Below are 18,901 nucleotides of genomic sequence, written 5' to 3'. Positions count from 1 at the left end.
TGAGCTAACAGTTCCTACTGCCAAGCCTGTAGTGGACTTTCACCACCTAGCATTTGCGCATGCTGGGCGCACAAAAATAAGCAACACTGCTCATAATAAGTAGTGTTGCCTAAGGGAGTTACCGCGAAAATGTCAGTGTCATGGCTTATCAAGAATTGCCATGACAATATCAATTTCATGCCGCTATTTTCTTATTTAATCGGTATTTCATATGGGGACATGAGTGAGTTTGGGGGGCTCTTTCATGTATTTGTTGGAGAGGTGTTGCGGAGTTTTTGTTGCGTGGTTATATCACTTAAATTTTGAAGTTAGGCGCAGGCGAATTCAAATTGTACACTATAGGATTTATTCAGTCTTATTATATTTCACCGTGTTATATAGGATGGGGCAATGAAATGTAAAAAGAGTGACTGATAAATCATCTAATTCCTGCTTACATTTCAATAATAGCATAGATGTAATTTTTTTCACCATTTATCGATAAAAAAATATTTATTTTTGTGCAAAAAGACACATTTTAGTCACATTAATGCTCACAATTCACCACAAATCATACAAATGTTCATTGACAAATATCCAAAAATATGATCAATCATTTATTTCCTTTTTTATACTTTTCTTTAATTTTCATCCATACATCCTATAACCTCTTCTTACAGAACAGTTTTAAAACTTTTTTATTCATCAATTTCTTTAAAATATTCCATTTCTTTTTATCTTTTTGATAAAAAGTGTTTTACATTTCATTCCAGACATGATACAATTCACTTGCGAAAACGCTTACTATTTGGAGAATGGAGTTAGAGATAAGCGCTTATCCACTCAAATTTGAGTAACTATTCTTACAATCATTATTCTTTTTCGCAGGAAACGGGGCCCATTACGAATTTGATCCTTAAAAATAAAATAGGAGTGATTTTTAATGAAGTTTACATGGAAAAAAGGGGCAATTTTAGCGACGGTATCTATTTTAGCAGGTAGCGTTGTATTGGGAAATGCATTACACAATGAGCGAGCAAACGCTGAACCCACAGCGATTCATGGAGTACAAGAAGCTGTACACGAAGCTGCACATCAAGTACTTCACGCTTCTGATCAAGGGACTTTTAGCGTTGGTGGCGTGCTTATGGACACTAACGGAAATGTACTTTATACAGAACACAATAACGTGGTCAAAAATAATTTAGTTTTCGATCCAACTGCTCACGGCGAGCGCCAAATGATTGACTGGTATTTTGAAAATAGACAGCGACTTAATCTACCCGCACCTCAAAATATTGTTTTGGTAACATCACTTGATCCATGCCTCATGTGTACAGGTTCTATCTTGCAAGCTGGATTCTCGAATACCGTTGTGTCAGCCCTTGATACGTATGCCGGAATCAATTTCGATAAAACAGCATCATTCCCATCACTTAAAGGTACAAACATGCAAGCGATCGCAAAAAATAGTATTTCTTATCCCGCAGTAATAGGTTCTACTGCTAAGTTCTCGCGTGCTGCATCTGGCGCCCCAGTTTCACCTGTTTTCGGGAGCCAAACAGCTATCGAGGATCAGACATACGCGCTAACATCTACAGCTTTTGAAGCAACATTAGGAGCAGTTTCAGGCAGAATCAACAACGATTTACCAGAAAACCAACTGGTCAACCCAAAAACATTACCGACGTCAAGTCCAATTTACCAGGCGTTAAAGGCTGCTTATCCGTATGCACTTGACTACACAGCACCATCACCAAACAATCCAGATGCAGGGCTTGCGCCATATCTTATTACAGCTGCACAGCAAGATATTGCAAATGGCGGAGACGGTAACGCGGTGGCACAACTTGATAGTTTCGGAAATCTGATTATGGTCACTCCAGGAAATCAAGCAAAATCGCAAATCCAGACACCGTTCATGTTGGCAACTCGTGGATACGCCCAGCTCAGATATAACCTACAATTAAAAGGTGTGCCGAATGCAATACGGTATTTAGGCCATCCTAAGTACGGCACATTCATTTATGCCAAGGGACTAGAAATCAATCCTAAAGGTGTCGCAGATTTCGGTGCTTTCGGTTCTACAATGGAAGGTGCAATCCCAGCAGACAGAACACAATTCCAATATGGCATAGAACGGGCAACACAAGCGGAATTGGATGCGTTTGCAGATGGACTGCCACCATTCTATAGTTCGGATACTTCTGTAAACGTTCATATCAAGCAAACAGCAAATCAAGGGTTGATTGCAGCACTTAAAGCAGGATTACCAACAAATTAACAATTGCTTTTGCTGAATAAAGACACAGCATACTGATTATACGAAAACTGGTCAGTATGCTGCGTGTATTTAATTCCACGTGCGTGCCAAAAATTCCTTGCTATCAGGATTAGAACCCGTACGTTCATCCTTATTCAGCGCATCAATTTTGGCCATATCTTCATCTGTCAAATCGAAATGAAATACATCCAAATTATTCTGAATTCGTTTCGGTGTTACTGATTTAGGAATAACCACTGAACCATTCTTCAAATGCCAACGCAAAATCACTTGTGCCACAGTCAATTCTCTCGCCTCTGCAATCGATATTAAAACTGGATGTTGCAACAACTCCCCACCCTTCGCGAGCGGCGACCAAGCTTCATGCACAATATCCTGACTCTCCAAATAGGCTCGCAACGGCTTTTGCGACAACAATGGATGCATTTCAATTTGATCAATCACTGGTTTTTCATTTGCAGTCGTAAATAAGTTCTCCAAATGATGCCGATGAAAATTACTCACACCAATCGATTTCACCAAACCTTCATTGTATAAGCGCTCCATCGCCCGCCACGAATCCTTGTAACTCCCGACTGGCCAATGAATCAAATACAAATCCAGATAATCCAGTTGCAATTTTTCCAAAGACGTATCAAAAGCACGCAACGTCTCATCATACCCATGATCTGCGTTCCAGAGCTTCGACGTAACGGTCAACTCATCACGCGGAACTCCAACTTCACGAATTGCACGCCCAACAAACGTCTCATTTTCATAAACTTTCGCTGTATCAATCGCCCGATACCCCGCATCCACAGCCACCTGAATCGCATCGACAGCCTCACGCTCATCTTCCATCTTCCAAACGCCGAGCCCAACAAGCGGAATCCCCTGCCCATTATGAAACCGTTTCATATCCGTAGCCTTCAACTCCATATCAAAACCTCCCAAATTATCATTTTTATATAAGTATAGCCCTACCAGACCAATTTTCCAAAGATTTCACCACAAAAAAGCAGGAGAGCCTTCTTTCTCTCTCCCACTTCTCTACTAACTAAAGTCTTGATTTCCCGCAAAACTGAGAGCAGGACGACAAATGCTTAATTTCTAGGCAAAAGCGAGTACCGAAGCGGAGCGTACGACTGTACGTGAGCATCGGAACGGAGCTTTTAACGACGAAAGTGAGCTTTTGTCGTTCTGCGAACGAGTCGTTACGAGACTAGTTCCCAAGGCCCCCATTGCTCAGCCCCTGGAACATCACCCTGCGTCCACCATTTCGCTTTATACGTATGACCATTATAAGTTACTTGGTCATTTTGATTGTAAACTTTTGCTGCATCCCATGTTCCAGATCCAACTGGTGGTGTTACTGTACCAGTTTTTGTCGTTACAGAAAGTGTTGCGCTTGATGGCGAAACATTGCCCGCTGCATCATATGCTTTTACGGTATACGTATAAGCTGTCGAAGCCGTAAGACCAGTATCTGTGTATGATGTCCCAGAAACTGTCGCAACCTCCGTGCCATTGCGATATACTTTGTAACCTGCTACACCTACGTTATCCGTTGAAGCCGTCCAGCTAAGCGGAACTGCTACATCAGTAACGTTCGCGGTAACTGTTGCCAAATTAGTTGGCGCTGTTGGTGCTACTGTATCACTTGGGTCAGGAACAACCGCACCTCCACCAAAAATAACTTGTTTACCAAGTTCTGCACCCGTTTTAGACATGCGTTGCGTCAATTCGATATTCGCAATATTATTCACGTTCACAGACGCTAAGTTGGATTTCAATCGGAATGTGTACGTCGCGCCTTGCGGAATTTCTTGACCATCATAAACGGATGCTAAATCAACAGTTGTGACACCGTTAGCACTGGCTACTGTCCCCGCCTTATAATCTCCAGCAGTCAATGTTTCGCCTGCTTTTACAGGAATGTAGAACTTCGGTAATTTTACTGTTTCTGCCGCAAATTCAGTGGCTTTCAAAACTTCATTTGTTTCATTGGCAACTTCTTTGTTTTTGATTGTGATTTCATAACCGACACCATTTTCACTGTATGGCGCCACAGTAGCTTCTACATTCAGGTTTGAGTAAACAATGTTATTCGGCGCAATTGCCCCAGCACCCAACATCACTTGTTTCATCGTTTTGGTCAATTCATCGCGTTTTGTTGACGTGGTTGTCTTATCTTGTGATTGCATCCACGAAATCATTCCGCCCAAATTGTTATCTTTCACGTATTGTGCTTTTGCAGTGACTGAACGCACATTTTCAAAACTGTAAAATTCACCCGTTGTTTTACTATAAAGATATGGCGCTTTGGCCACATCATCCCAGTATTCGACTAACGTTGGCGATTTAGCTTTCAACGCGTCAATACTCTTATATGCCCAAACACCGCCCGCACGACCGCCATCACCAGTTGCTAATGGTTTTTCATTTGGAGCGCCGTATGTTGCTCCTTGGTCTGCATCTTTATTATTCTTTGTGGCTGCTTGGAAAAGTCCTGGTTGTGTTGTGCTCGTACCAGCTTCAACTTTATTCCAACCACGAGAATAGAATGCTGCGCCAACAACGATTTTATCCGATGCGGCCCCTTGACTCTTTAGATACTGCACTGTTTGGTCTACAGAGAAACCCGAGCTATAATTAGGATCTGCTGGGTTGCCATAAAGCGCCGTATGATGCGCACTATTTGGTGTCCACGCACCATTCATATCATACGTCATGATATTGGCAAAATCCACAACATTGAAAAGTTTTGCAACATCAACCCCGTTTGCAAGCAAGCCTTGAGATGCTGGTAGAGCTACAGAAAGCTCATATTTTTTCTTCACATCTACGCCTTGCTTATCTAAAGCAGTACGTAGGTCTTGAAGAAGTGTAATATAGTTTTGTTTATCCGCAGGTTTTGCGTTCGGAGTTCCTTCATCGTTCTTGTTGTCCACTAAATCAGCGGCACGAACGGATGCTGGATACTCCCAATCTAAATCAACAAAGTCCATATTTGTATATTTGATAAATTTCATAACATTACTCACAAAATTAGCACGTGCTGTGGCATTTTCTCCGATTGCAGAGAAGTCACCGGATTTAGACCAACCACCAATTGAAATACCGATTTTCATATTTGGATTCTTGGCTCTTAAATCTTGAATCGCATTTAAAATACCTGCATTTGCTCCGCCCCACTGAACTCCATCTTGCCCCACTGGCGCGCCAACTGCTGCATCTTTATCCGTAAATTTCAAGTTTCCGTTACTATCAAAATCAAGAAACGCAAAATTTAGATGCGTCAATTGCTCTGCTGGTATATCTTTAGGATAAAACTGACCTTCCCCGCCCCAAATGGACCAATCGCCATAATACATCACGTTTCTTAATTGTGATGGTGTGGTTGCGGCTTTAGCTTTCACAGAAGAATTTCCTACACTACCTAGAACGGATGACGCAAATAACGAAACGACTAACAACAACACCGAGACTACACTTACAACACTCTTTGTTACCTTTTTCATTTCTTCACCTCTTCATAATTTTTGCGTTCTACTTACGGTATGTCTACTTTCTCTGCAATCTCTAAACCCAGAATTTCAATAATCCCCCGTTAGATCCCCCTTTTATCGTGTACTAAATTCTGGACATATATGTATTATGCAAGTATTGTGCCAACTAAGAAAGCGTTAATATAAGGGTTTGAAAGGGTATATTTGTTACACACAGAACTTACACTATTTCACTTTTATTTACACAGATTGTATTTATATTCTAATTATTAAACTTTAAAAGCACTCTCGTTATCTAGATTAACTATTTAGTTAGATTTTAATTATAAAATTAGTCAAGCTCTTTGATGATAATTTTTTTATGTTAGACAGAAGCTAGACTCTTAATTAACCTTACAAAAATGTCATGTTTAATATAGTATTAGTGTGTTATAATCGGGGCGATTAAATACAGAGAAAGAAAAGAGGTTAAAAGATGAATAAAAAAAGATGCTATTTCTCCTTGCTACGTTATGCCTAGGTATTTCATTGTCATTAAACAGTGTTCACGCAGCCAATACTCCTGTAAAACCAAATGTTATCGATATTTCTAAATGGCAAGACCCTAAAAAAATTAATTTTAAAAAATGGAAAGAACAAGGTATAGAAGCGGTTATTATCAAATTAACGGAAGGGATGGAAGATGACAAACCAGTTTTGAACCCGCATGCTGAGGAACAAATAAAAGGCGCAATTGAAGCTGGAATTAGAGTCAACTTTTATCACTACAGTTGGATGAATAGTATCCAAAACGCCAAAGAAGAAGCTGATTGGTTTTCCAAAATCGCAAATAATTTAAAAGTACCTAAAGATTCCGTTATGGCACTCGATTTAGAAGGCAGTGCTTTGACAAAGGATCCCCAAGAATTGACGAGTCAGGCTAATGCCTTCTTTGATAGAATGAGAGATCATGGCTACCAAAAATTAGATGTTTACGCCTCTTTATCGTGGTATCAAAATCGATTTTACCCAGATCAATTATCTGTCAGTAATTTCTGGCTTGCTTACTGGCCTGAAACACCTATAGAGCCTCCATTCCCAGTTGGTTTATGGCAATTTGCCAGTGACTACCGATTAGATGGTTTTGATGGGGATCTCGACGCTAACATTGACTATACAGGCTTTTACACCGGTAAAAAAGCAGAGACACTAGGTCGCTAATTTTATAAAATCGCTATGTTGTAGCTTCTATAATCAAATGTAAGGAGCGATATCAATGAAAAAGACTATAAAAATAACCTTATTGCTATGCTTATTAGCTGGAATCGTTTGCATAAAACAGAAAGATGCTGTGGCCTCTTCTATTACACCACCCACCATTGAACCCGTTATTGAGAAACGCCCGGCGTTCGAAAACATCCCTGATTTTCCTAAATTACCATATCGAAATGGTATAGGAAAACCAGAGGGCGTTGTATTACACTCTACTGGGGACACTAGTAAAAGCTTAGATGAATGGATTCAATATGAAAAAGAAACCTGGGAAAATGCTTTTGTTCACGCATTTGCGGATGCTAGTCACACAGTCGAGATTGCTAACACAGATTATTTAGGTTGGGGTGCTGGAGCAATCGCTAACAAACGATTTATTCATGTTGAGTTAGTTGAGTATCCAGATGGAACGTCAAAGGAAACTGTATTAAAATCTATTGAACAATACGCTAATTATGTGGCGCACGTACTCCATAAGTACAATCTTGGTACACCTGATTTGATGGACAATAATGGGGAGGGAAATATTATTACACATAGGGGTGTCACACAACTTCTAGGTGGAACAACACATACAGATCCCTTCAATTACCTCCCAAAATGGGATATTCCTATTTCATATATTACAGATCGAATCCAGTATTATTATAATAAACAGTCTATAAATTAAAGGCTTCAAACAACTACCTTTACTATAAGACATGTTTTATTAAATCCTCATTTGTAGTAACTTTGTATGTAAAATTTCTAACGTGAGTGTAGGGCACCGCTGATATTAATCAATGTGTATCCTATGCTCTCTTTTTATTTTTACAGCCTTTATATATTAAATATATGTTTTCCAAATAATTCGCGAAAAGTTGCGACAGAAAAAAGTAGATGAAACACTGATTGCGGCTTCATCTACCCTAATATTTATTTAACTTTCTTACTATCCATTTTCCCTTTAATGAACGAGAAAATCATCGGTAAGATTGATACGAAAATAATACCTAATACAACGAGTGAAAAATTCTCTTTTACAACTGGGATATTCCCGAAGAAATAGCCCGCCATGGTGCAAATAAGTACCCAAACTGTTGCGCCAAGCAAGTTATAATTCAAGAAATAACGGTAATTCATGCGACTTGCACCAGCTACAAATGGCGCAAAAGTACGGATAAATGGCATAAAACGCGCAATGAAAATCGTTTTACCACCGTGCTTATTGAAAAACGCCTCTGCTTTATCCATTTTTTCTTGATTGATAACTTTCCCAAGCCAACTGTCTGGTGGAATCGAGGTTCCCACTTTTTTACCAATGTGGTAGTTGACCGTGTCGCCAAGTACCGCTGCCACCCACAAAACGATAAGAAGGATGACGATATTTAGCTCTGATCCAGGCAATACAGCTAACGCTCCTGCAGCAAATAGTAACGAATCCCCTGGCAAGAATGGGAAAATAACAAGTCCCGTTTCTACAAATATAATCAAGAAAATAATGACATATGTCCAAATGCCAAATGTATTGATAATTTCAACAAGATGCTGATCGATATGGATAATGAAACTAATCAGCGCTTTTATAAGCTCCACGAATCTATCACGTCCTAACGTAAATTCTGCTTTCTATCTAGTCACAGTTAGCTTCCATTGTACCATATTTTTTGCTCAATCTATATCATACCGCAGACTTATTTACAAAAACTTAACATATCTATTATTCGGCCTTTCGCAAGTCCGCCAGCTCCTCCTCACGACTACGTTGCAACCAGAAAATAAGCTGCACCCATTCATCTGATGATGGCGGAAATCTCCACAAAAATAACGACGGTGCATCTAATGGCATATCCTCAACATCGCTAATAATATCCACATTCTCTTTTTCCCACTAATCAAAATCTCTACGTTAAAATTTAATTTTTGATATAGTTCGCGTATTAGTAATCGTAATGTCACACCATCCGTTCCTGTATATAGCGCTATTTTAATTGGAATTTCGTAATTCAAAGAGACCAGATAATTGAAAAGTGCGTGTTATTTAATCACCCATTTTCTTAAAAAAATGATTAGTGAACGGCCGCGTTTGGGAGTATTTTCCTTATAAATTCCATCGCGTACGGTAGACCCGTCTCATTTTGTAGCAGCAATAAATTCTGATTCTCTACCCATGTCTCCACTCTCTTCTCTAAGCTGGAACCACTGCTTTTTCGCGTTTTTTTAGTAGTTTAGCGGGAGTTCCAACGACGATTGTGTCTGCCTTTACATCACGTGTTACTGTAGAGCCTGCTCCTACAACAGACCATTCATTCAAGCGGATACTTGGCAAAACAGTTGCATTTGCGCCGATATTAACGCCTGTTTGGAGATACACGTAACCTGTGATGACGGTTCCTGGTGATGTTTGACTGAAATTCTCTAAAACGGCGTCGTGCCCAATGATACAGCCGGAATTGATAATGCATTGATGCCTGATTGTCGCGTCCACATTGATAATCGCCCCAGCCATGATAAAATTGCCGTAACCGATTTGTGCATTTGGAGAAATAATGGATGTAGGATGAATCAAATTTGGAAATTGCTCCACTGGTTTTTGCAATATCGTAAAAATTTCATGCCGTTTTTCATTGTCCCCAACAGCGATAAAATAGGCATCTGCTTGCGATAAGGCTGTGCTTCCCGTTAATGGCCCCATGAATACACCATTTTCATCTTGGAAGCTTGTCGTGTACTTGTCATCTAATATCGCAACAATTTCATAGGTTCCTGTTAGTAACACGATTTCTTTAGCCATCTTGGCGACACTTCCATCTCCAATTAATATCAGCTTCTTCATTTTGCTCATACTCCTTCCAGTTTATTTGTCGCCATATGTGTAATACATTTTTCCAGGTTGTGCGGATGGTTTGTTGAGCACAGCACCGAGTATTTTTGTTTGCGTTTTTTGAAGTAATTCGATGGATTTGGCGATTTTTTTGTATTCAGAAGCACCGCTTTTAATAATGAATACGATGCCGTCTGCGAGTCGCGCGATGAGCCTGGCGTCTGATGCTACAAGGACTGGCGGCGCATCAAGTATGATTTGATCGTAGTCTGCTCGCAACCCGTTGATAAGGTCTACTAGCGCTTGTGTGTTTAAAATTTCAGTCGGATTTGGTGGGATTGGTCCGGATGTCAAAACATGCAGGCGCTCTACTTCGGTATCTTGTATAGCCATAGATTTGTGGTCCGGATGTAGCAATACGCTCGTTACGCCTCGCTCATTCGAGTTGAAAAATACGCGATGCTGAGTTGGTTTGCGTAAGTCTAGGTCAATGAGTAATGTTTTCTTGCCCTGTTGAGCGGATACAACAGCTAGGTTGGATGACATGATGGATTTTCCGGCGTCAGGCTCAGCGGATGTAATCATGGTGACTTGGTTTTCCTGACCGATGGTACTGAACTCGATGTTCGTTCTCACGGATATAAACTCTTCGGAGATTGGTGATTGTGGGTCAAAATAGGTTACAAGTTTTTTACGGTTATTTTTTTTTGCTTCGTTTTATTTCTCATAAACTGGTTTCGCCTCCGTATATACGTCTTTATTTACTGCTTCAGATTTCGGTTTGCTTTTCATGCTGTTGTCTGGAATTTTTGAAATCGTTCCGAGTACAGTTAAATCTAATTTTTCGGTGATTTGCTCCTCGGTTTTAATGCTCGTGTCAAGTAGTTCGCGTAGGAAACAGAACAGACCGGCAAAAACTATACCTGCGACTAAGCTTAGTACGTAGAGCATTTTATTATTTGGAGTTACGGGACGTGCATTGTCGACTATTTTTGCTTGGGACATATCAGTGACGGCTTTGTCTCTCATAATAACAGGTAATGTTTCTTTGAAAACGGAAGCTGTCTCATTAGCAATTTTTGCGGCAGTAGCTTGGTTTGGATCTTCTACGTGAATGTTTAGGACTTGGGAATTCTGGTCGTTACTGGTGACAATCTTCTTACTTAGTTCCCCAGATGTATACTGACCATCAAGGTTTTCAGCTACTTTATCCAAAACGAGCGGACTTTTTATCATCGCGCTATACGTGTTTACCATCTGCAAATTGGCTTGTACTTCGGAGTTTTGGACATTGCTATCTTCCTTATCGGTATTCTGAACAACAAGAATTTGGTTGGTCGCCTTATATTGCGGCGTTATGACAAAATTCGCGACGGCGAACATGCCACTTAGGGAAATCACGAGAATTAGTAATATAAACCAACTATTTTTTTTAATTATTTTTAAAATGTCAAAAATAGAAATGACGGCTGGTTTGTTAGTCAAATAAATCTTCTCCTTCCACATGAATCGATATATTTTAAGCTTTAAAGTTTCTGTATAGTCGCTTCTGAACTTTTTATTTCCTAAAAATATGCTTCTTAATCCGCTTTTTGTGGACTATTATTCTTTTCTATAAAACTGTGAATCATTTGATAGTCTGATTTTTGGTACTCGAAGTGGGCTGGTATAGTTGCGGTTCGACCAAATGATGCATATTAAACCGCAAATCGCGTAAGATAAAATCGATGCAACGGCGGAGCCAACGATTCCCATCATTAGGAACAACGTTGACAATGAGTGTCCACAGATTGGTATCTTATTTCCCTTTTGCACTGAAAAGCGTGCCAATAATTTTCGAGTAAATAAGACATGGAATCACTAGAAGCATGAGTAAAGTCATGAAGTACGTGCTTGCAAAATCTGCGCCGAATAGGAAAACGATGATGTAGTGCCCGAATGTAGCCATGAATGCGAGGAAAACAATATCCATACAATTGTCATGTACACAAAGAATTTCGCGGATGGCTTTTCTAGTTTTGAAATTGTTGAAATCGAACTCCCGATTTAATAATCAATGCCATCAGGTTTCCTTAAAAGCTGGTGACTCTATAGAAACCAGTTGATTGCGTTTATAAACTCGGGGCGAAGATGGAGAGTTTCTTTTGCAAGGCTTTATGTCTTATGAGAAGCTTGGCGAACGTTCTAATTCTTTAGTCACTCATGTTACTGCCGTTTTGACTAAATATACGCAAAGCGATGCCATCTCTACACAACGCAAAAATTGGCCGATTTAACGAATTGAAGATTCGTCTGCTCCTAAACCTTATGATTTTGATAAATGGGCGTGATATAATATACCAATTCCCCTTGATTAAATTGGAGTTGGTATATTACACATATACCAATTATAAAAAAAGTTAGATTTCTACGTTTAAATTTTTTATTTGAGTGGTATTAATCTATATCAACTTAATTAATGCTTCAGACATCACTATTTATCAAAAAAGTTAGACTCAGCTACATAGTTGAATTATCAAATGACCAAAAAATCTGAATTTTCTTTTTGATATTCTAAATAAGTGACATGAAGAAATAAAAAACAAAGGGGTTGGAAATAATGCGGAAAATGAAGAAGTTTACAGTAGTCGTATTGGTATCGCTGATGGTATTTGGAACAGGGACCCTTGTATTGGGTGCGAGTGTCATTTTATGGGGCGGAGAAAGTGATAAAGCACGAGTGTCTGAGGTTTTAACGTGGGCTGATCAAAAAATTGGTCAACTGACACAAAACAAGCAAGACAATACTCAAAAAATTAACGATTTAACGAACGACATCCAAAATTTAAAAAATCAATTGACTGATAAAGATAATCAAATTGCCGCAAAACAACAAGAACTAACCGCAAAGATGACAGAACTACAAAATAAACAGAATGAAGTGAACCAAAAAAATAATGATATTAACGCTCTGAACAATCAAATTAACCAGCTAAATAACACGATTAACCAATTAAAATCAGAGCGCGACCAATATAAAGCGCAAGTTGATACACTAAACACACAAGCAACGCAACTCAATTCTGCTAAGAACGAATCCGATGAAAAATTAAACAAAGCGCGCCAAGATATGAAGGAATTGCGTGATCAAGCAGATAGACTTTATAGTAAATATCAATAAAAAAACAAAATCCGCGCCTACTCAAATAGCTGAGTGAAGACGCGGATTTCGCATTTAATATTACGCTTTTGCTTCTGATAAGTCGTCTGCTGTGCTTAGGCTAATTAGGCCAGCTACGCAAAGTATCACGATTGGAACTAGGAACATCATCGAAACGCTCATTGTGCAGGCTACTGCGGACGCAATTAGCATAACGCCACCTTTTAATGGTGCTTTGTTCATGATAATAGCGCCGAACAGACCGACAAATGACATCGCTAATGTGACGAAGTTCAGGATTGTAAATACTAACGAATCTTCTTCCAAAATACGTGCAATGCTGTCGACGGAAATAACAGTTAAGCTAAGCCCCATCGCGAGCAATGCTCCAATAATCCCCAACGTTTTCGCAAAATTCATCGTAAAAACTCCATTCGATAAATATATTTATCCGTCTTATGCGTATAAGCTAACATAAGCTTCTGGATACTTCTATGTTACCATTTTTACATAGTATTTTGCAACTCAATGAAGCGGACAGCCACCACGTTTTACAGGAATGATTTCGGTGCGTTCAAATGGTGCGTCTTGATAGAAAAAATTCGGTTTGACAACTTTATTGGGATAGCGTTGATGGAAAATATGCGTTGTTGCGGGCGAAACTGGTGGTATTAGCCATGCCCACTCGCCCGTGACTTCGCGCCCAGCGGCTTGCTCGTTTGCTTCGAATTGGCCGAACTGGCGAGCTGCCGTGTGGTGATCGACAATTTGGACTTTAGCTTTGTGATAAGATTCAAGAACGGCAACACTTAGTTCAACTAGCGCGCGATCTTTCCAGAGTGAATCAGGACGCTTCGTGTTTAGCCCAATTTTTTCAGCGACAGCGGTGAGTTTGTTGTAACGGCCTTCATCCGCGAAGTTTCGCGCACTGATTTCGGTTTCCATATACCAACCATTGAATGGTACTGCTTGATAAGTAATACCACCAATTTCGAGCTTCATTTCGGAGATGATTGGGACAGCATACCAACGCAAACCAAGCTCAGCGATTGATGGGAAATCTGGATGTGTAATTGGCACCTCAAGTACGAGTTCGGGTGGAATTTCAATGACAGTTGGCGTTGCTAATGCATTTTCCTGAATAACGAGTGGTAAAATATCAAATTCCGTACGAGTGCCGCGCCAGCCCAGCCCTTCGCAGACTTCTGTAAAAGAAACGGAGGCTGGATCGCCAATAATACCTTGCTCTGACCTATATCCAGCATAGCGAATTAACTGATGGTTCCAGATACGTGGCCCGCTACTTCCTGGCTGAAAAATCGTGATAAAAGGTCGGATCTGCCCGCCATTCGTTGCCTTGTTGATGTGCCCGAAAAGCGTCTCGCAAATTTCCGGTACAGATCTCGCTTCTCTAGCGTCCACAACTTGGATACGATCCCAGAATAATCTACCAACGCAACGGTTACTGTTCCGCCATGCCATTTTTGCACCGATTGCTAATTCCTCCAACGTATGCGAATATGTACCCGTTTGCATGATTTCCTGTTGCACCTCATTAACTCGTTTTTCAAGTCCTGCTGTATCTATGCCTAACTCTGTATAGGATTTAGTTATAAACTCGAGTGCTTCCTCTATATTCACTGACATTTTTATTGACTCCCTCCACAACGTGATTATGTTCTTATTTTAACATATGCTCTCATTAAAAAAGAACTCCTCGCCTTATTGAGAAGTTCCTTCATAAACGCCTACTTTTCCATTCCATTTTGCCCAATTCAGCAGTATCCACTGATGACTTTCTAGTACGACTCCCTCTTCTTTTAAAATTCGTTTTTGGCTCAACAGATATTCTCTCGTGCAGTTGATATGATTCGCTAATTCGATTTGTGTCCAGACTTTCGGAATACGACAATTTTCTCCTTCTATGATTCCGATTTCTTTGCCTAACTTCAGTAACGTTTGGACTAAGCGTTCCTTTTTTTGCATAGTTAGCATTTCCATTCGTTCTATCATCAATGTTATTATTTCTTTCTCAAACCCCTGATAACGCTCATCTATCAACATATTTGTTGCATTGCTCTCTAGCTTTAGTAACCTGACTATACCACAAGCCCTATACACAAGTGACTTAGGTAAAAATGTATCATCTAGTATCGCTCTTTCGCCTTCTCTTAAGAAACGTAAAAGCTGATTAGACATGCTACACTCTAGGTATCCAGACAGAATAATATATTCCCCGTTCTCTTCCAACTTATCCCCTTTTTGGAGCATGACAATCATATGTTCCATCTTCCACACCTCTTTTATACTATTGCTACTTCTTTTGGCTCTCTTTCTTTTAAGAGTTTCGCTGGTGAACCTACCGCGACTATATTTTCTGCGATATCACGTGTTACCGTCGATCCTGCACCGATAACGGCCCATGCCCCTATTTCAACATTAGGAATGACGCTCACGTTAGCGCCAATATTGACGCCTTCCTGAATATGAACATAACCTGTAATGACCGTTCCTGGCGATGTTTGGCTGAAATTTTCTAGCATTGCATCATGACCGATAATACAACCTGAGTTGACAATACACTGGTTGTTCACGGTAGCATCAACATTAATAATCGCCCCAGCCATAATAAAATTACCGTACCCAATCCGTGCATTTGGTGAAATAATAGCTGATGGGTGTATCAAGTTTGGGTATTTTTCCATTGGCTCTTGTAACAACGTAAAGATTTCAGCGCGCTTCTCATTACTGCCAATAGCGATAAAAAAAACATCAGCTAAACTTAATTGCATACTATCGGTAAAAGGCCCAACATAAACACCATCCTGAGTCTGGTAACTGTCAACGTATTTGTCATCTAATACCGCAATTAGTTCATATGTGTCGGTTAGTGCAACGATTTCTTTCGCCATTTTTGCAACACTACCATCACCAATCATCACAAGCTTTTTCTTCATCGGTATCTCAATCCTTCCGCCAGTTTAATTTTCACCGTACGTATAATAGGCTTGTGTCGCCTTTAACGCAGGATTATTTAGTACTGCACCTAGTATTTTGGTATGTGTTTGCTGAAGTAGTTCTAGGGATTTTGCCGTTTTTTTATACTCGGATTTCCCACTTTTAATAACAAAGACAATGCCATCTGCCAAACGAGCAATTAATCGTGTATCCGCTGCAACAAGAACTGGCGGTGCATCGATAATAATTTGATCGTACTCTTCACGGAATTCGGCTACTAAATCGGCCAGAGCCTGTGTGTTTAAAATCTCGACTGGATTAGGCGGGATATGGCCAGATGTCAGCACTTGAAGATAGTTTACTTCGGTTTCTTGAATTGCCGTACTCCGCATATCAGGGCGTAAAAGTAAACCTGTAATACCTATCTCATTATTGCTAAAAAAGACACGGTGTTGCGTCGGTTTTCTCAGGTCAAGATCAATAATCAGTGTTTTCTTCCCTTGCTGTGCATACACAACAGCCAAATTAGAAGACACGATTGATTTCCCAGCATCTGGTTCCGCCGAGGTTACCATAATGACTTTTGTTTCCCGACCAATTGATGCGAACTCGATATTTATTTTGACGGATGTGAACTCTTCTGAAATGGATGAACGCGGATCAAAAAAGGTAATCAGCTTTTTCCGGTTATTTTTCTTTTGCTTCGATTTATTTCTCATAAACGGGACTCGCCTCCATATGTTTTTCATGCATCAAATCATATTCCTGTCTCTTTCTAATCGTATTATCTGGGATGTTGGATATAACTCCAAGCACAGTGATATCTAGCCTTTCCAGTATTTCTCGTAGGAAGCAAATCAAACCGGCTAAAATAATTCCGACAACAAGACTCATCGTATACAGCATCGTTTTGTTAGGAAAGGTCGGATGCGGATGGCTTAATACTTTCGCAGGAGACATGATTGTTACTGATTTATCTTTCATAATCACTGGTAAATTATCTTTAAAAACGGCAGCCGTTTGATTCGCAATCGTCGCTGCCATGGCTTGATTCTCGTCTTTTACCGTAATATTGATGATTTGCGAATTCTGATCATTGCTCGTCACCATTTTTTTACCCAGTTCACCCGAGGAATATTTACCCTTCAACTTGTCCGAAACCTTATCAAGGACCAGTGGGCTTTTGAGCATTGCGCTATACGTATTGACCATCTGTAAATTAGCCTGCACCTCAGAATTCTGGACGTTATTATCCGCTTTATCCGTGTTTTGAATGACTAAAATCTGTGATGTTGCTTGGTATTGTGGGACTAAAACAAAATTCACAACCGCAAACATGGATGCACACGCAAAAATAATAATAGCTAAGATAATCCAGATGTTTTTCTTTATAATCTTCATCGTGTCTTTTAGTGAAATAACTGTATTACTATTTGACAAAAAAATCGCTCCTTTGTTGTGGTTCTTATGAGACATCTCTTGTCGATTTAGAACCTCAATATGAGTGCGAACGCAGTGAGCATTCGTTCCTTAATATAACTTTACCGAGCACAAAATCCGACTTACCTTCCCACCTCACGCCCATATTAAGCATTCCGAATCAATCACCCATACTTGTTCTAGCGGACGTTTTCAGCTCTTCCTTTTCCTGATCCGGCTTCTCACGCCAGATCCTCGAAATTTTCGTGGCCTTCGAAAAATCCAAAAGCGGGATTTATCTGCGCCCCCTAACAAATTTTTTCGGCTCTAACGGGCGTTTTCAGCTCTTCTTTATAAATCCAACAATCATTCGACAATCTTCCTTTGTGACCAAAAACAATTCCCGCCACTTCACTTGATAATGCTTCCTCAGCCAAAGTACACACATCAATCCACAAATCGCATACGACATAATCGAAGCCACAGCCGATCTGACAATCACGCTAACAATCAGCGTCCAGAGGTAAAAACCCCATCTGCCTTGCGCACTAAAAAGTGTCCCAATAATTTTTGAGTAAATAATAAATGGAATAGCGAGGAACATTAACAAAGTGGTAAAATAAGCACCCGCAAATTCAGCGCCAAATAAGAAAATAATAAGGTATTGGCCAAATATAGCCATAAATACAATGAATGATAAAACGAGCGTAGATGCCATTCGAATCGAAAAAGTTAAACTACTAATCGCATCGCGTTTCGCATTTTTATTCAGCATGACTTCTTTAAAGACATCCGGCAACATCCAAGCGTATTCGGCGAGTTGAACACCGGTACTGTACAGACCAATATCCGCTGCTGCCACATGAAACCATCCTAAAAATAAGATATCCATACGATAATTGAGGGCAATGAGACACGTCACAATCATTGGTAAAATGCCTTGGCGCGTGATTGTGGTCCATTTCCATACTTTGATACTTTTTTGTTTCCGCCGCATCAACTGACTTGGTTCTGGCTTACTTGCAAGTAATGTCATGACGATTGGAACTACATTTTTAGCCGCATAAACGAGTAATGCGATAAAAACGAACTGTGGGGCTAAAAAATAGACGACAGCGGTCAATGCGCAATTCGAAATAGCCGTGACAATTGCGATGATCGTGTGTTTTTTGATGTTTTCAACGAGGTTAATTTGTGTTAATTGGATACTTAAAACATTCAGCGCGATAAGTACCATAATAGTCACGTAATTTATCGACTGCCCTACAAAATACATCGCAACAGCAATACCTATATAGAGCGTATATTGAAAAATCGATAAGGCAACAAAGGTCGCACGAAACTGGTTGGGGGTTGTTTCTCGCCGCTTATAGTTAACATAGACGAGCGAGATTCCCATATTTAAAACCGATACACCAATATTGATAAAATTCATATAGTAGGCATATTCCCCTTTTAAGGTTGGACCCAGGTAACGTGTCATAAAGACAACAGAGAGCAAACCAGTAAGGATTACAACTCCTTTTTTAAATAAGGTCATTCCATAAGAGCTTAACAATATTTTTTTGATGGCATGCATG

General features: G+C 39.9%; 19 protein-coding genes. 4 read left to right on the top strand and 15 right to left on the bottom strand.

The genetic code is table 11. From position 1 onward, the window contains the following. Positions 1-922 precede the first annotated feature (922 nt). Positions 923-2,263: a nucleoside deaminase gene (locus R8925_RS08075; RefSeq protein ID WP_430535376.1), complete on the top strand. Its 1,341-nt coding sequence runs from the start codon at positions 923-925 to the stop codon at positions 2,261-2,263. A 69-nt stretch (positions 2,264-2,332) separates the two neighbouring features. Here the strand turns inward: R8925_RS08075 and R8925_RS08070 are convergent, their stop codons facing one another. Beyond that, a complete protein-coding gene (locus R8925_RS08070; RefSeq protein WP_430535375.1) occupies positions 2,333-3,181 on the bottom strand; it encodes an aldo/keto reductase in 849 nt (282 codons plus the stop codon). A 275-nt stretch (positions 3,182-3,456) separates the two neighbouring features. Then, positions 3,457-5,763 carry a glycosyl hydrolase family 18 protein gene (locus tag R8925_RS08065; RefSeq protein WP_430535374.1) on the bottom strand — a complete coding sequence of 769 codons (2,307 nt, stop codon included), beginning with the start codon at positions 5,761-5,763 and terminating at the stop codon, positions 3,457-3,459. 516 nt (positions 5,764-6,279) lie between these two features. Here R8925_RS08065 and R8925_RS08060 point away from each other — a divergent pair. Continuing rightward, a complete protein-coding gene (locus R8925_RS08060) occupies positions 6,280-6,951 on the top strand; it encodes a GH25 family lysozyme (protein WP_430535373.1) in 672 nt (223 codons plus the stop codon). Between the two features lie 55 nt (positions 6,952-7,006). Continuing rightward, positions 7,007-7,672, top strand: a complete 666-nt coding sequence (locus R8925_RS08055) for a peptidoglycan recognition protein family protein (RefSeq protein WP_430535372.1) — start codon at positions 7,007-7,009, stop codon at positions 7,670-7,672. A gap of 245 nt (positions 7,673-7,917) precedes the next feature. Here R8925_RS08055 and R8925_RS08050 read toward each other — a convergent pair whose 3' ends face one another. The 6 genes from R8925_RS08050 to R8925_RS08025 all read right to left on the bottom strand — a co-directional run bounded on the left by R8925_RS08050 (position 7,918) and on the right by R8925_RS08025 (position 11,777). Beyond that, on the bottom strand, positions 7,918-8,577 hold the full coding sequence (locus R8925_RS08050) for a DedA family protein (RefSeq protein WP_430535371.1): 660 nt from the start codon (positions 8,575-8,577) through the stop codon (positions 7,918-7,920). Between the two features lie 124 nt (positions 8,578-8,701). Then, the gene (locus tag R8925_RS08045) at positions 8,702-8,857 is read right to left on the bottom strand and encodes a hypothetical protein (protein ID WP_430535370.1); all 156 of its coding nucleotides are present in this window, start codon (positions 8,855-8,857) and stop codon (positions 8,702-8,704) included. Positions 8,858-9,169: 312 nt separating this feature from the next. After that, positions 9,170-9,817: an acetyltransferase gene (locus R8925_RS08040; protein ID WP_430535369.1), complete on the bottom strand. Its 648-nt coding sequence runs from the start codon at positions 9,815-9,817 to the stop codon at positions 9,170-9,172. 21 nt (positions 9,818-9,838) lie between these two features. Then, positions 9,839-10,447, bottom strand: a complete 609-nt coding sequence (locus tag R8925_RS08035) for a CpsD/CapB family tyrosine-protein kinase (protein ID WP_430535380.1) — start codon at positions 10,445-10,447, stop codon at positions 9,839-9,841. 75 nt (positions 10,448-10,522) lie between these two features. Beyond that, positions 10,523-11,290 carry a YveK family protein gene (locus R8925_RS08030; RefSeq protein WP_430535368.1) on the bottom strand — a complete coding sequence of 256 codons (768 nt, stop codon included), beginning with the start codon at positions 11,288-11,290 and terminating at the stop codon, positions 10,523-10,525. A gap of 313 nt (positions 11,291-11,603) precedes the next feature. After that, entirely contained in the window at positions 11,604-11,777 is a 174-nt protein-coding gene (locus R8925_RS08025) for a hypothetical protein (RefSeq protein WP_430535367.1), read from the bottom strand. A gap of 627 nt (positions 11,778-12,404) precedes the next feature. Here R8925_RS08025 and R8925_RS08020 point away from each other — a divergent pair. Further along, a complete protein-coding gene (locus R8925_RS08020) occupies positions 12,405-12,965 on the top strand; it encodes a hypothetical protein (RefSeq protein WP_430535366.1) in 561 nt (186 codons plus the stop codon). Positions 12,966-13,025: 60 nt separating this feature from the next. Here R8925_RS08020 and R8925_RS08015 read toward each other — a convergent pair whose 3' ends face one another. The 7 genes from R8925_RS08015 to R8925_RS07985 all read right to left on the bottom strand — a co-directional run bounded on the left by R8925_RS08015 (position 13,026) and on the right by R8925_RS07985 (position 18,900). Further along, a complete protein-coding gene (locus R8925_RS08015; protein WP_430535365.1) occupies positions 13,026-13,364 on the bottom strand; it encodes a hypothetical protein in 339 nt (112 codons plus the stop codon). A 105-nt stretch (positions 13,365-13,469) separates the two neighbouring features. Next, the gene (locus tag R8925_RS08010; RefSeq protein ID WP_430535364.1) at positions 13,470-14,591 is read right to left on the bottom strand and encodes a nitric oxide synthase oxygenase; all 1,122 of its coding nucleotides are present in this window, start codon (positions 14,589-14,591) and stop codon (positions 13,470-13,472) included. Between the two features lie 75 nt (positions 14,592-14,666). Then, positions 14,667-15,233 carry a cyclic nucleotide-binding domain-containing protein gene (locus R8925_RS08005; protein WP_430535363.1) on the bottom strand — a complete coding sequence of 189 codons (567 nt, stop codon included), beginning with the start codon at positions 15,231-15,233 and terminating at the stop codon, positions 14,667-14,669. 14 nt (positions 15,234-15,247) lie between these two features. Then, positions 15,248-15,901, bottom strand: a complete 654-nt coding sequence (locus R8925_RS08000) for an acetyltransferase (RefSeq protein ID WP_430535362.1) — start codon at positions 15,899-15,901, stop codon at positions 15,248-15,250. A gap of 24 nt (positions 15,902-15,925) precedes the next feature. Further along, positions 15,926-16,621 (bottom strand): CpsD/CapB family tyrosine-protein kinase, encoded by a 696-nt coding sequence (locus R8925_RS07995; RefSeq protein ID WP_430535361.1) that lies wholly within the window; start codon positions 16,619-16,621, stop codon positions 15,926-15,928. Next, positions 16,611-17,342 (bottom strand): YveK family protein, encoded by a 732-nt coding sequence (locus tag R8925_RS07990; protein WP_430535360.1) that lies wholly within the window; start codon positions 17,340-17,342, stop codon positions 16,611-16,613. The genes R8925_RS07995 and R8925_RS07990 overlap by 11 nt, the downstream gene beginning before the upstream one ends. Positions 17,343-17,661: 319 nt before the next feature. Further along, positions 17,662-18,900, bottom strand: coding sequence for an MATE family efflux transporter (locus R8925_RS07985; protein WP_430535359.1), 1,239 nt, complete (start codon positions 18,898-18,900; stop codon positions 17,662-17,664). Position 18,901 lies beyond the last annotated feature (1 nt).

Origin of the sequence: Listeria rocourtiae subsp. hofi (assembly GCF_963575615.1) — a bacterium.
In the GTDB taxonomy this organism is placed as follows: Bacteria; Bacillota; Bacilli; order Lactobacillales; family Listeriaceae; genus Listeria_A; species Listeria_A hofi.
Note: the sequence above shows the minus strand (reverse complement) of the source record. Positions and strands in the feature narration are given on the sequence as shown.

What these genes read in the sequence shown, in the direction of transcription:
- R8925_RS08075 (WP_430535376.1), top strand. Translation starts at nt 923, where the DNA reads ATGAAGTTTACATGGAAAAAAGGGGCAATTTTAGCGACGGTATCTATT.
- R8925_RS08070 (WP_430535375.1), bottom strand. Translation starts at nt 3,181, where the DNA reads ATGGAGTTGAAGGCTACGGATATGAAACGGTTTCATAATGGGCAGGGG.
- R8925_RS08065 (WP_430535374.1), bottom strand. Translation starts at nt 5,763, where the DNA reads ATGAAAAAGGTAACAAAGAGTGTTGTAAGTGTAGTCTCGGTGTTGTTG.
- R8925_RS08055 (WP_430535372.1), top strand. Translation starts at nt 7,007, where the DNA reads ATGAAAAAGACTATAAAAATAACCTTATTGCTATGCTTATTAGCTGGA.
- R8925_RS08040 (WP_430535369.1), bottom strand. Translation starts at nt 9,817, where the DNA reads ATGAAGAAGCTGATATTAATTGGAGATGGAAGTGTCGCCAAGATGGCT.
- R8925_RS08025 (WP_430535367.1), bottom strand. Translation starts at nt 11,777, where the DNA reads ATGGATATTGTTTTCCTCGCATTCATGGCTACATTCGGGCACTACATC.
- R8925_RS08020 (WP_430535366.1), top strand. Translation starts at nt 12,405, where the DNA reads ATGCGGAAAATGAAGAAGTTTACAGTAGTCGTATTGGTATCGCTGATG.
- R8925_RS08015 (WP_430535365.1), bottom strand. Translation starts at nt 13,364, where the DNA reads ATGAATTTTGCGAAAACGTTGGGGATTATTGGAGCATTGCTCGCGATG.
- R8925_RS08010 (WP_430535364.1), bottom strand. Translation starts at nt 14,591, where the DNA reads ATGTCAGTGAATATAGAGGAAGCACTCGAGTTTATAACTAAATCCTAT.
- R8925_RS08005 (WP_430535363.1), bottom strand. Translation starts at nt 15,233, where the DNA reads ATGGAACATATGATTGTCATGCTCCAAAAAGGGGATAAGTTGGAAGAG.
- R8925_RS08000 (WP_430535362.1), bottom strand. Translation starts at nt 15,901, where the DNA reads ATGAAGAAAAAGCTTGTGATGATTGGTGATGGTAGTGTTGCAAAAATG.
- R8925_RS07995 (WP_430535361.1), bottom strand. Translation starts at nt 16,621, where the DNA reads ATGAGAAATAAATCGAAGCAAAAGAAAAATAACCGGAAAAAGCTGATT.
- R8925_RS07985 (WP_430535359.1), bottom strand. Translation starts at nt 18,900, where the DNA reads ATGCATGCCATCAAAAAAATATTGTTAAGCTCTTATGGAATGACCTTA.